This is a genomic window from Variovorax monticola (assembly GCF_051216855.1).
Lineage (GTDB): Bacteria > Pseudomonadota > Gammaproteobacteria > Burkholderiales > Burkholderiaceae_C > Variovorax.
In genome coordinates this window covers 58,169-68,889 of the sequence record NZ_JBPJZP010000009.1, presented here as the reverse complement: position 1 = coordinate 68,889, position 10,721 = coordinate 58,169, and the positions used below count along the sequence as shown (strand labels likewise).

13 protein-coding genes are annotated in these 10,721 nt (G+C 68.2%); 2 read left to right on the top strand and 11 right to left on the bottom strand.

From position 1 onward, the window contains the following. Window positions 1–69: 69 nt before the first annotated feature. Window positions 70–429, top strand: a complete 360-nt coding sequence (locus ACSFA5_RS29840) for a response regulator (protein WP_435447663.1) — start codon at window positions 70–72, stop codon at window positions 427–429. Here the strand turns inward: ACSFA5_RS29840 and ACSFA5_RS29835 are convergent. The 5 genes from ACSFA5_RS29835 to ACSFA5_RS29815 all read right to left on the bottom strand — a co-directional run bounded on the left by ACSFA5_RS29835 (window position 426) and on the right by ACSFA5_RS29815 (window position 5,727). After that, a complete protein-coding gene (locus ACSFA5_RS29835; RefSeq protein ID WP_435447662.1) occupies window positions 426–800 on the bottom strand; it encodes a hypothetical protein in 375 nt (124 codons plus the stop codon). The two genes, ACSFA5_RS29840 and ACSFA5_RS29835, sit on opposite strands and share 4 nt — an antisense overlap. Further along, window positions 797–2,257 (bottom strand): DUF1501 domain-containing protein, encoded by a 1,461-nt coding sequence (locus tag ACSFA5_RS29830; protein WP_435447661.1) that lies wholly within the window; start codon window positions 2,255–2,257, stop codon window positions 797–799. Before ACSFA5_RS29830 ends, ACSFA5_RS29835 begins: the two co-directional genes overlap by 4 nt. 22 nt (window positions 2,258–2,279) lie before the next feature. Further along, window positions 2,280–4,073, bottom strand: a complete 1,794-nt coding sequence (locus tag ACSFA5_RS29825) for a DUF1800 domain-containing protein (RefSeq protein ID WP_435447660.1) — start codon at window positions 4,071–4,073, stop codon at window positions 2,280–2,282. A gap of 234 nt (window positions 4,074–4,307) precedes the next feature. Further along, on the bottom strand, window positions 4,308–4,613 hold the full coding sequence (locus tag ACSFA5_RS29820) for a hypothetical protein (RefSeq protein ID WP_435447659.1): 306 nt from the start codon (window positions 4,611–4,613) through the stop codon (window positions 4,308–4,310). A 166-nt stretch (window positions 4,614–4,779) separates the two neighbouring features. Continuing rightward, on the bottom strand, window positions 4,780–5,727 hold the full coding sequence (locus ACSFA5_RS29815) for an adenylate/guanylate cyclase domain-containing protein (RefSeq protein ID WP_435447657.1): 948 nt from the start codon (window positions 5,725–5,727) through the stop codon (window positions 4,780–4,782). 342 nt (window positions 5,728–6,069) lie between these two features. Between ACSFA5_RS29815 and ACSFA5_RS29810 the strand changes: the two genes are divergently transcribed. Beyond that, the gene (locus ACSFA5_RS29810; RefSeq protein WP_435447656.1) at window positions 6,070–6,405 is read left to right on the top strand and encodes a hypothetical protein; all 336 of its coding nucleotides are present in this window, start codon (window positions 6,070–6,072) and stop codon (window positions 6,403–6,405) included. A 52-nt stretch (window positions 6,406–6,457) separates the two neighbouring features. On the opposite strand, the gene ACSFA5_RS29805 is transcribed toward ACSFA5_RS29810, so the two are convergent. Genes ACSFA5_RS29805 through ACSFA5_RS29780 form a run of 6 tightly spaced genes read right to left on the bottom strand, consistent with a single transcriptional unit; the run spans window position 6,458 to window position 10,661 of the window. Next, window positions 6,458–7,429, bottom strand: coding sequence for an LD-carboxypeptidase (locus ACSFA5_RS29805; protein WP_435447655.1), 972 nt, complete (start codon window positions 7,427–7,429; stop codon window positions 6,458–6,460). Continuing rightward, window positions 7,426–8,556 (bottom strand): tRNA adenosine(34) deaminase TadA, encoded by a 1,131-nt coding sequence (gene tadA / locus ACSFA5_RS29800; RefSeq protein WP_435447654.1) that lies wholly within the window; start codon window positions 8,554–8,556, stop codon window positions 7,426–7,428. Before tadA ends, ACSFA5_RS29805 begins: the two co-directional genes overlap by 4 nt. After that, window positions 8,546–8,764: a hypothetical protein gene (locus ACSFA5_RS29795; protein ID WP_435447653.1), complete on the bottom strand. Its 219-nt coding sequence runs from the start codon at window positions 8,762–8,764 to the stop codon at window positions 8,546–8,548. The genes tadA and ACSFA5_RS29795 overlap by 11 nt, the downstream gene beginning before the upstream one ends. Before the next feature lies 1 nt (window position 8,765). Continuing rightward, window positions 8,766–9,398 (bottom strand): FMN-binding negative transcriptional regulator, encoded by a 633-nt coding sequence (locus ACSFA5_RS29790; protein WP_435447652.1) that lies wholly within the window; start codon window positions 9,396–9,398, stop codon window positions 8,766–8,768. Between the two features lie 46 nt (window positions 9,399–9,444). Further along, the gene (locus tag ACSFA5_RS29785) at window positions 9,445–10,161 is read right to left on the bottom strand and encodes an ankyrin repeat domain-containing protein (RefSeq protein WP_435447651.1); all 717 of its coding nucleotides are present in this window, start codon (window positions 10,159–10,161) and stop codon (window positions 9,445–9,447) included. Next, on the bottom strand, window positions 10,161–10,661 hold the full coding sequence (locus ACSFA5_RS29780) for a GlcG/HbpS family heme-binding protein (RefSeq protein ID WP_435447650.1): 501 nt from the start codon (window positions 10,659–10,661) through the stop codon (window positions 10,161–10,163). The genes ACSFA5_RS29785 and ACSFA5_RS29780 overlap by 1 nt, the downstream gene beginning before the upstream one ends. Window positions 10,662–10,721: the final 60 nt, after the last annotated feature.

The following is a 10,721-nucleotide window of genomic DNA, read 5'->3' as shown; positions in this document are numbered from 1 at the left end:
GCGCCTACGGCGCGGCGCGTTCGGCGCCGCGATACTGCAACATTCGACCTACTTCAAAGAGAGCTTTCCGTGAATGTGCTGATCGTCGACGACAACGAAGCCGCGGCCGACCTGTTGCAGGAATTGCTGAGCTTGCAGGACCACACGGCGCGCTGCACCTACACGGCGCAACAGGCGCTGGACGCGGCCGCCGCCGAGCGCTTCGACGCGGCGCTGATCGACCTCACGCTGCCCGACTTTCCGGGCACCGAAGTGGCGCGCCGGCTTCGCGCCAGCACGGCCGAAGGCACGCCGAAGCTGCTGGTCGCCATCTCGGGCTTCTCGGCGCAGGACACCGGCGGCCACGCGGCCGAAGGCCTGTTCGACCACCATCTGCAAAAGCCCATCGACATCGACCGGCTGGAGCAGATCCTGGCCGGCACGCGCTAGCGCTGCGGGTTGCTGCGCCCCGTGTAGCGGCGCATGGCTTCGTAGCGGTACACGCGAAACCCCTCCCTCTGCATGAAGCTGAGCGGCTCCCAGCCGCGGGCCAGCGCGCAGTCGTTGATCTGCGCCATCTGCACGCCCAGGTAGTCCTGCAGGCTGTCGGCCACCGCGAGCTCGAACTTTCGCAGCTCGCGGTCCAGCGATTCGATGGCCGTGACGGCCGCCTCCACCGTGAGGAAGGGCCGCACACGCGTCACCTCGTTGCTGCGCACCAGGGTGCGCGGGCGATACGGGCGCGGTGCCTGGTCGGCGCCGAAGTTCACGCTGGTGCCGCCGTCCATGCCGTCGAGGCCGCCGATGCTCATTGCATTCATGCCATGAATCCCATGTTGCGCAGGTAGGTCAGGCCGCTCGGCGCGGTCACGTTGTCGAAGTTCTTCAGGTTGGGCAGGATGGCGTCGAGCTGCGCATCGGGCACGCCGAACCACCGGGCCAGCGTGGCGGCGTACTGGTCGACCGAGGTGGTCGGCAGCAGCCGGCCCTGCCCCACATGCCACTGGTCTTCGTCGCTCGCGGTGCTGCCCACGCTCACCGGCGGCGGCGTGCCGTACAGAGCCTTGCCCCTGACCGCGCCGCCCACCACGAAATGGTGGCTGCCCCAGCCGTGGTCCGAACCGTTGCCGTTGCTGGTCAGGGTGCGGCCGAAGTCCGAGGCGGTGAAGGCCGTTACCTTGTCGGCGATGCTGAAGGCCTCCATCTGGCGCTGGAACGCGGTCATGGCGTCGGACACCTTCTTCATCAGCCCGCCCTGCTTGGTGTCGAGGTCGTCGTGCAGGTCGAAACCGCCCATCGACACGAAGAACACCTGGCGCTTGACCCCCAGCGCGACACGTCCGCGGATCAGGCGCGCCACCATCTTGAGCTGGGCGGCCAGGTAGTCGTTGGCCGGGAAATTGCCGTTCAGGTCGTTCAGCTGAATGGCGCTTGTCACCTTGCCTTCGGCGGTGGTCGCGCGCGCGGTGACCTTGTTGTATTCGTTCTCCAGCATGTGGCCGCGCGACTGTTGCGCCAGCTGCTGCATCGCGGCTTTGACCGCCGAGGAGCCGTAGACATTGCCGGAGGCCGGGCTCACGCTGTTGATGCGCACCGCGCCGCCGGTGCCGACCTGGTATTGCTGCGCCTCGTCGCCCGACAGGAACACGGTGTTGCCCGACACCGAGATGCAGGTGAAGAGCGAGGCGTCCTTCTGGCCCGACAGCACCAGGTCGCCCAGGTTGCCGCCCCAGCCGATGGTGGAGCCTTCGGGCGACGACGACTGCCACACCGACTGCTGGTCGTTGTGCGAGAACAGCTTGGGCGGCACCGGAAAGTCCTTGCGGTTGGCGCCGTTGTACTGCGCCCGCGTGAGCGGCTTGACGAGCGGGCCCACGTTGAGCTGCACCGCCATCTTGCCTTCGCCGAAGAGCGTGGCCAGGCCGGTCATCGACGGGTTCAGCGCGTACTTGCGCCCGTCCGCCAGGGCCACGGCGGGCCGCAGTTCGGTTGCCGCCAGCGCGGCATCCGAAGGCAGCGCGATGGCGCCGCGAATGTCGTTGTACTTGCCGTAGCTGACCGCGTCGTAGTTGACGAGGGTGTTGGCGTAGTCGTTGCCGCCGTACAAGAAGACGCACACCAGCGCCTTGTAGTCGTCGCCGGGCGCGCCCTGCGCGGCGGCTTCGCCCATGGCGGCCAGGTTGAGCGCGAACGGCATCGCGGTGCCGGCAATGGCGAGGTGGCCCGCGCGGCGCAAAAAGGCGCGGCGTGAATGTTCGGACGGGTCGATCAGGTACATGTGCGACTTGCTCCTGCGTTCTTTATTTCTGCACCAGGTATTCGGGCGACCCCATCGCCAGCAGCACGCCAGCGCAGACCAGCAACAGCCGGCCGGCGTCGTTGGTGGGGTTCGCCAGCGGCGCCTTCGAGAGCGCATCGGCAATCAGCGCCACCGAGGCGGGCGACAGCTGGTTGGCGGCCAGCAGCAGGTTGAGCCGTCGCACCAGGGCCGCCGGGTCGCCGGCCAGCGCCTTCTCGGCCGCGTAGCCCGCAGCGACGTCGCCGGCATCGAAGCCGTTCGGCAGCACGCTCTGCAGGAAGTTGAGGTAGCCGCCCACGCTGGTCTCGTTGACCAGCTGGAACTCCGGCGCCACCAGATTGCCGGCGGCGATGGCGGTCGCGGGCGGCACATAGCCGGGGCGGAAGAAGTTGAACACCGAGGGCGAACGCAGCGGGCTCTGGCCCAGGCTCTGGCTCGGGTCGGAGGTGTTGCCGATCTTCCAGGCGTCCCGGGCGGAGCTCACGCCGAAGGTGCGGCCCCATTGCACGAGCCGCAGCATGGGCTCGCGCAGGCGGCCGAAGTCGGCCTGGCTCAGCCCCGCGGGTCCGCGTGCCTCGTCGTCCAGCAGCACGGCCGCGAACACGGTCTTCATGTCGCCGCGCACGCCCGAGCCGTTGTTGGCGAAGGCGTCCGACACGCGCTTCATGTAGGCCGGGCTCGGGTTGCTTGTCACCAGCCGCTGGATGAGCTGCCTGCCGATGAAGGGGCCGACGTTCGGGTGGTTGAAAAGCGCATCGAGCGCGATCTTCAGCGCCGCGGGCCCGGCCGTGCCGGCGGGCACGGTGGTGCCCAGAAAGCGCGCCTCCAGCATCGAGTGGTCGCCCGCCGTGAAGGCCATGGGCCGCGTGGTCCACGCGTTGGACTCGATGGTGCTGCTGGAGGCCGGGTTGGGGCGCACGGCGTTGCGCTCCGCGGCGCGAATGTCCAGGTTGTAGCCGGTGAACACGCGCGCCAGGTTCGACACGTCGCTTTGCACGTAGGTCTCGATCGGCTGGCCGTCGGCGCCGGTCTTGCGGGAACCGTCGGCTTCGAGCTGGTAAAGCCCGATGCTCATGAGCTGCATGACTTCGCGCGCGTAGTTCTCGTCGGGCTGGCGGCCCGAGGCGTCTTCCTTGCGGTTGCCGCGCGTGTTCAGGTAGAAGCCCATCGCCGGGTTGAGCGTGACGTCTTCCAGCAGCTGGCGGAAGTTGCCGGTGACGCCGTTCACCAGCGTGTCCCAGTACTGGGCCATCATGGCGGTCGCCCAGCTGGAGCCGATGTCGGTGGACGAGACCACGAAGATCTCGCTGAGCGCCAGCGCCATGCGCTTGCGCACCGGGTCGGCCGATGTCATGAGCTGGCGCCAGACCATGGCGTCGGCATCCACGGTGTCGTAGGCCTTGGCGTTGACCCACTCCCATGCGGTGGGCTGGCGCGGCGCGCCGAACTGCTCGGCGAGCCAGGGCAGGTAGCCCTTGGCGCGCACGTCGGCGATTTCCTTCTCCGATGCGGAGAGCTGCGCCTGCAGCAGGAAGCGCGCGGCTTCTTCGTCGGTCTTGGCCTGGGGGTAGTGGTACGGGCCGGTGTCCACCGCAGCCTGGTCGGCCACGCCGCCGTTGCCGGCCACGGGGAAGAAGGCGCCGCCGGCCCCTCCTCCACCCCCGCCGCCACCGCCGCACGCGGCGAGCGCCGCAGCGATCGAAAACAACGCCGTGGCCCTCAGCGGGCGCGACGCATCGGACGGTGGCGCGCCCTGCGCCAGGTCTTGGGCAACGTCGTCGAACTGTTCCACCATGGTTCTCGCTCCTCCTGCGCTCCGGCGCGGGTTGAAGCTCTCAAGGCAAGCGGCATGCCTTGCGAAAACGCATTGAAAACAGTGTTCCAGGACTGCCGAAGCAGCGACGGAGCCTCATAAATGTGAATTTATGTGACTTTTTCGTCACTCCTTGAAACAAAAATGGCATGCCAGTTGGCATGCCTTGTTCAGGAGGCCTTCACCCGCCTGGGCGGCCGACAGGCTGGCCGCCGCTCAATAGCGTTCGTCGTACCAGCCGTTCGGCGGACGGTACGGGTAGCCGGGGCCGTAGTACACGCGGCCGGGCGGCGGCGCGTACACGGGTGCCGGCCGGTAGTACACGGGTGGCGGTGGCCGGTAGTACACCGGCGGGGGTGCCTCGTAGTAGACAGGCGCGGGCTCCGGGTACGCATAGGCGGGCGGTGGCGCGTAGTACGGCGCCGGGTAGGCCACGCCGGGCGTGCCGATCTGCACCGACCAGCTGCCGCGCGCGCTGGCAGCACCGGCCGCCAGCAGCGCGACCGCGGCAACGGCGCTCAAGGCGGCGCATTTGAAGAAAGACGATTGATTTTTCAAGTTCACAGAAGCTCCAGGGCCGGGGGCGGACGCTGTCCGGGTGCCCAAGCAACGCCGCAGCACGTGCCGCGGTGCACGCGGTGCAGCGAAAACGGGTGGCCGAAGGTGAGCAACCGGTCGCGCCGGCCCGTCAGCGCGCAAGTTCGCGGCGCGACAGCATCACGTCGCCGCCGGTCGTGTTGAAGGCGATGGTGGGCGCGCTGAAGTCGCTCAACGGCGCACCCAGTCCGATCTCGCCGCTGCCGTGCAGCACGCATTCCTGCCGGCGCAGCGCGATCTCGGTGCTCGGGCCGCCGTTGCCGTGAAAGCGCACCCAGGTCCCGTAGGTGCTGACGTCGATCAGCACGCAGCTGCCCTGGCGCAACTCGATGCGCGCATGCAGCCGCGACACGCGCGGGTCGTTCACCACGAACTGCGCGTCGTCGACGCGGCCCAGGTGGATGGGCAACTGCTCGATGCGAAACATCGAGCGCACGTCGAGCCAGGCGAGCTCGATCTGGCCGAACGAGGAGTCCGGCATGCGCGACGGCGCGAGCGAGGCGGGCACCGTGAGAAAGGAGGTCACGTCCTCCTGCCAGTCGATGCGGTGCACGACCGGCATCTCGCTGCGGCCGCGGATGTTGATGAGACCGAGGTCGCGATGCTGCACCGAACCTTCATGCAGCTGCGAGATGACCGCATCGGTCACCCAGATCTGGCCGGGCCCCGCCAGGTCGCTGAGCCGCGAGGCCAGGTTGACGGCGTCGCCGTAGCAGTCGCCCTCGACCTCGACCACCTCGCCGCTCGCCACGCCGATCTGCAGCGCCATGCGCAACGGCTCCGGCCACACGAGCAGGCGCTTCTGGTGATAGCGCTGCAGTTCGATGACCGCATGCGTGGCGGCGGCACCGGTCGAAAAAATGGCGAAGACGCCGTCGCCGAGCGACTTCACGACGCGGCCGCCGTGCGTCTGGCATACGCCGCCGATCCATTGCGTCAGCCGTGTGACGGTTTCCGTGGCTCGCGCATTCCCCATGGCCTCGAAGACCCTGGTACTTCCCGTCAAGTCCGCGAATACGACTGTGGAATTGACACCCATGTTCTTGTGATTCTCGTTTTCAGATCGCTGTTGGTGAATGGCCGAGTCCCCACGTTACCCTGCAAACCATTTCCGTTGCTCGTGCACATTGCCGCAAAAAGTGGACCGGCTTGCACGCCATATTTGTTGACGTTACATGTATACGCAACTTGCTACAGATCAGATGCGAGACAGTCATTCCTTGTATGTAGTACTTTAGAAAACAAAACTAGACGACAAATAAGATCTCCAAGTAAAGCGTGTTGTTTACAAACAAGGAACACTGTTCCGGATCTTGTGCAATCGTGAACTGGCGCTTAAGGTATCGAACGTCGCTGCTCTCGGCAATACGCTTTTTGTCCCATGCTCCTTCGTCGCATTCTTCGCCTGCTGAACGTGCCCGGCTTCGGTTCCCGCCGGGCCGCAGAGAGCCAATTGGGGCGCATCCGCACGGCGATGCTCTCGGTGCTCCAGGGCCATGGCGGCAATTCGGTGCAGCGCGTCAGCCAGCGCGTGCGCTTTGCGGCCGATGTCGAGTCCCTCTGGTACCTGCGCCAGGACGTGATGATCGCGCTGAGCGCGATCGACGGCGAAACCGCGGCGCGCCATCAGATGAAAACCATCAACAGCATGTTCAAGGGCGGCTTGCCCGGCTCTATGGGCCCCAGGGCCCACCAGCGCTTCACGCACGACGCCTGAGCTCTGATCCACGATTCAAGCAGCAACGGCCCTTCGGGGCCGTTTCTTTTTCTCAATGCGCGTGGTGATGATGGTCGTGCCCATCGTGATCGTGGTGGCCCGCTTCGTGACGGTGACCCCAGACGAGAAACACGTCGCGCCCTTCGGCCGCCATCGATACTTTGGCGCCGACTGGAAGTAATACTTTTGCGGCAACGTGGCCGAACGGCAGGCCAGCCAGCACGGGCACCTTGAGCGAAGCGCGAAGCCGGTCGATCACGGTGTTGATGCCGAAGCCGCGGTCATAGCCAGGCACCTTGCGCACCCCCGTGAACTGGCCGAACACGATGGCGCGCTGGCGCGCGAGCACGCCGGCCATCTTCAACTGGTCGAGCATGCGTTCGATGCGGTAGGGATGCTCGTTGGTGTCCTCGATGAAGAGCACGCCCTTGTCGACCGCCGGAAAGTACGGCGTGCCGAGCAGGCTCGTCAGCACGCACAGATTGCCGCCCCACAGCACGGCGTCCTGCACGGGCTTGAACTTCAGCTCGGCGTCGCGCGCCGGCATGCGCCAGCCGGTGCCTTCGCCCTGCCCGCTCACGAGGTCGTCGAAGCAGGCTTCCATGATGTCGTCGGGACCGGCTTCGGCGCCGAAGTCTTCGCCGACCGCGGGACCGGCCCACGTGACGGCGCCGGTCTTGGCGAGCAGCGCGTTCTGCAGCGCGGTGAAGTCGCTGCAGCCGACGAACTCGGTGCCCTTGCCGATCGCCTTGGCGATGGCCTTGTACGGCAGCGCATCGAGGATGCGCGTGAGGCCGTAGCCGCCGCGCGCGATGAGCGCCACGTCGGCACCGCTGGCGGCGGCGCGGGAAATCGCGGCGAGCCGCGTGGCGTCGTTGCCTGCAAAACGCTGGTGCACCGAGAGTGCCGCGTCGTCGACTTCGACTTCATGGCCCAGTGCCTCGAGGCGCTTCACGCCGCGCCGAAAGGCGGCCTTGTCGCGAATGGCACTGGAGGGGGAATAGATGTAGATGTGTTTGGTCACGTGGCCGAGTATCCCATTGCGTTGCGCACTTCGAGAGCGAGCGCCCGTGCCTGCGCCAACGTCGGCCCCGAGGACGACGCGAGCGGCCCGAGCGGCCCGAGCGCGCGCAACGCGGCTTCGTAGCCACGGTCGGGGTACGGCGCGCGCCATGCACCCTCGATGCGCTCGTCGCCGTCGGGCGCGACGAGCGTCGCGACAAAAAGCTCAGGCGCGACGGACTGCAGCAGCGCGGCGAGTGCGCTGGCGGCCGCGCTGTGCACCAGCACCAGTGGCCCGGCCTGCACGCCCGCGAGCCATTCACGCAGCACTTCACCATGCCACGCCAGCGTGTGCGTGGTCTCGCGCTTGGGCTTGTCGCTCTTGCCGAAGCCAACCAGGTCGGGCACCAGCGTGCGCAGGCCCGGCAGGCCCACGAGGTGACGGAAGAAGTAGCCCCACTCGCCCGGCCCGTGCAGGCAGAGGCAGCCAGCGAGCTTCTCGCCTTCACTGGGTTCACCGCTTTCATCGACGTAATGCATGCGCCAGCCATGCAACGCCGGCAGGTCCTGCACGTGCTGCGGTGCGAAGGCGTAGCCCTGCAGCGCGGCGAAGCGCGCGGCCGGCGTGCGCAACGCGTCGTCCCGCAAGGGCTCGGCCTGCGCGCGAGCGGCGCTGCGGCGTTGCTGGAAGAAAGCTTGCAGCACCGCGGCGCATTCGTCGGCCAGCACCCCGCCCTGCACCTGCGTGCGATGGTTCAGCCGCGGCTCGGCAAAAAGATCGAGCACCGACCCGGCCGCGCCGGTCTTCGGGTCCGCGGCGCCGAACACCACGCGCGCCAGTCGCGAATGCAGCATCGCGCCCGAACACATCGCGCACGGCTCCAGCGTGACGAACAGTTCGCAGCCGTCGAGCCGGTAGTTGCCCAGCGCCGCGGCGCCCGCGCGCAACGCGTTGATCTCGGCATGGGCGCTCGGGTCGTGCTGCGCCACGGGGGTGTTGCGACCGGTCGCAAGCAGGCGGCCGTCTTTCACCAGCACCGCACCGACGGGCACCTCGCCCGCCGCGGCCGCCAGGCGCGCCTCGGCCAGCGCCAGCTCCATCCAGTGCGTGTCGCTCGCCGGGCTTGCGGGGGCGGCCTCAGTTGTCATCGGGCATCTGGCGCGTCCTGGCCGCTGCATCGAGCGCGTCCTTGACCTGCTGTTGGACACGCTGCGCCTGGTCGTGGGCGGTGCCGGGCGACTCCCCGGCAACCGGCGGCATGCCCACGGGCGCGGCCACGCTGGTCATCTGCTTCTTCGCGACCAGCCCGACGATCAGCAGGGCCAGCACGAGGCCGATCAGTCCGAGTCCGCGCATCTCAGCGGCCTTGTTCCGCGGGCATTCCGAGGCGGTCCATCCACGCGGCCAATGCCTGCTCGTGCGGCGTGCCTGCGCTGTACATGGCGTGCATCGCGGCATGCGACTCGCGCCGGTGCTGGTTGAGCTTGACCTTGCATTGCAGCGCCGTCACGCGCAGCTCGAAGCCGACGATGCCGGCCAGCATCTTGAGCTGGAACTCCTCGCCCAGGTCGCGCCATTGCTGCGCATAGCCGGGTTCGTGGTCCCCGATGAGTTTCTTCAGCAGCACGTCCTTGGCGCCCGGCTCTTCGACGAGCCGCGCCTCGACGGTGCAATGCACGGCGAGGTAGTTCCACGTCGGCACGCGGGCCAGGTCGGGATAGACCGAAGGCGACAGGTAGGCGTGCGGGCCGAGAAAGGTGACGGTCGCCCCGGGTCGCGCCTGCAGGTAGCGCCAGTGCGGATTGGGCTTGGCGCAATGGCCCCACAGCACCAGCGCGTCGCCCTCTCGCTGTTCGGCCACCAGCGGCAGGTGCGAGACGTACGGCAATCCGTCGTCGTCGTTCGAAATGAGGCTCGCGAACGGGTGCGAGCGCATCAGCTCGAGCGCGATGGCCGGGTCCTTGGCGTTGAACTGCGGGGGCATGTACATGGGGCGGTTTCCTCGTGGGGCGAGGCCTGATTGTCCCCGAGCCGACCTACCTTGCGCGCGTTTTGCGGCTGGTGCGCGCTTCTTCCAGCAGTTTCACCATGGCGGTGTAGCCGCGTGCCTTCGCCAGCTGCAGCGGCGTGTTGCCCTGGCGGTCCGCCAGCGCGAGGCTGGCGCCGGCATCGACCAGCGCGGCCAGCGTGCGCTGGTGGCGCGGGCCGCCGTCGCCGAGCACGATCGATTCGATCACCGCCGTCCAGTGCAGGTTGTTGACGTGGTCCAGCGGCGCACCGGCAGCGATCAACCGTCGCACCACTTCGTCGTGCCCGAGGTGCGCGGCCGCGATCAGCGCGGTGCCGTCGTAGCGGCTCGTGGTCTGCCCGGCATTGGCGCCGAGCGACAGCAAAAGGGAGAGCGTGGCGGCGTCGTCGGCCACCGACGCGATGGTGACCGCGTCGTAGCGGTCGTCCTCGAGCAGGTCGAGGTTGGCGCCGGCCCTGGCCAGCAGCTTGACGGCCTCGCGCTGCCGCGCATGCGTGGCGACCTGCAGCGCGGTGCGGCCGCGCGTGTCGCGCGCATCGAGGTTCGCGCCAGAGGCGATCAGGCTCCTGAGCTTGGCCAGGTCGCCGTGCCACGCAGCCTGGTGCAACCCGTCATAGGCCAGCACCTCGGCCGCGGGCGGCGGCACCTGGGCTCGCGTGCCTGCCGATGCGCCCAACCCGAGCGCGGCGACCAGCATGCCCGACCAGATGCCGCGCGCGAACATCAGAGCAGGCCCTTGACCTTGTCGATGGCCGCGTTGGCGCACTGCTCGTCGAGGTGGCCCCCGGGCGCGCCGCCCACGCCGACCGCGCCGATCACTTCGTTGCCCGACTTCACCGGCACGCCGCCGCCCAGCAGCAGCACGCCCGGCAGGTACACCAGGTTGGCGCCGCCCGGGTTCTTCTGCGAGCCTTCCATCATGGCTTGCGTGGGCGCCTTCGACGAAGCCGAGGTCCAGGCCTTGCGCTCGCTCGACGCCAGCGTGTGCGGGCCGGCGTTGTCGGCGCGCTGCACGGCGCGCACGGTGCCGGCGCGGTCGACCACGGTGGCCGCCACGTTGTAGCCGTTGGCCGCGCAGGCCGCCACGGCTTCGGCCGCGAGCTGGTTGGCCAGCGCCAGCGACATGTTCTTTTCGGTGCGGACCGCAGGTGCGGGCGTCTGGGCTTGCGCGAGCGAAGCGGCGAGCAGGACAGCGAGGCTGCCCAGGCGAAGGATGGTTTGCATTGTTCGTTTTCTCCAGTGGATTCGGGTGTTCGCGCCGGCTGTTGCCGACGGCTGCGCCAC

What these genes read in the sequence shown, in the direction of transcription:
- ACSFA5_RS29835 (WP_435447662.1), bottom strand. Translation starts at nt 800, where the DNA reads ATGAATGCAATGAGCATCGGCGGCCTCGACGGCATGGACGGCGGCACC.
- ACSFA5_RS29830 (WP_435447661.1), bottom strand. Translation starts at nt 2,257, where the DNA reads ATGTACCTGATCGACCCGTCCGAACATTCACGCCGCGCCTTTTTGCGC.
- ACSFA5_RS29825 (WP_435447660.1), bottom strand. Translation starts at nt 4,073, where the DNA reads ATGGTGGAACAGTTCGACGACGTTGCCCAAGACCTGGCGCAGGGCGCG.
- ACSFA5_RS29815 (WP_435447657.1), bottom strand. Translation starts at nt 5,727, where the DNA reads ATGGGTGTCAATTCCACAGTCGTATTCGCGGACTTGACGGGAAGTACC.
- ACSFA5_RS29810 (WP_435447656.1), top strand. Translation starts at nt 6,070, where the DNA reads ATGCTCCTTCGTCGCATTCTTCGCCTGCTGAACGTGCCCGGCTTCGGT.
- tadA (WP_435447654.1), bottom strand. Translation starts at nt 8,556, where the DNA reads ATGACAACTGAGGCCGCCCCCGCAAGCCCGGCGAGCGACACGCACTGG.
- ACSFA5_RS29795 (WP_435447653.1), bottom strand. Translation starts at nt 8,764, where the DNA reads ATGCGCGGACTCGGACTGATCGGCCTCGTGCTGGCCCTGCTGATCGTC.
- ACSFA5_RS29790 (WP_435447652.1), bottom strand. Translation starts at nt 9,398, where the DNA reads ATGTACATGCCCCCGCAGTTCAACGCCAAGGACCCGGCCATCGCGCTC.
- ACSFA5_RS29785 (WP_435447651.1), bottom strand. Translation starts at nt 10,161, where the DNA reads ATGTTCGCGCGCGGCATCTGGTCGGGCATGCTGGTCGCCGCGCTCGGG.
- ACSFA5_RS29780 (WP_435447650.1), bottom strand. Translation starts at nt 10,661, where the DNA reads ATGCAAACCATCCTTCGCCTGGGCAGCCTCGCTGTCCTGCTCGCCGCT.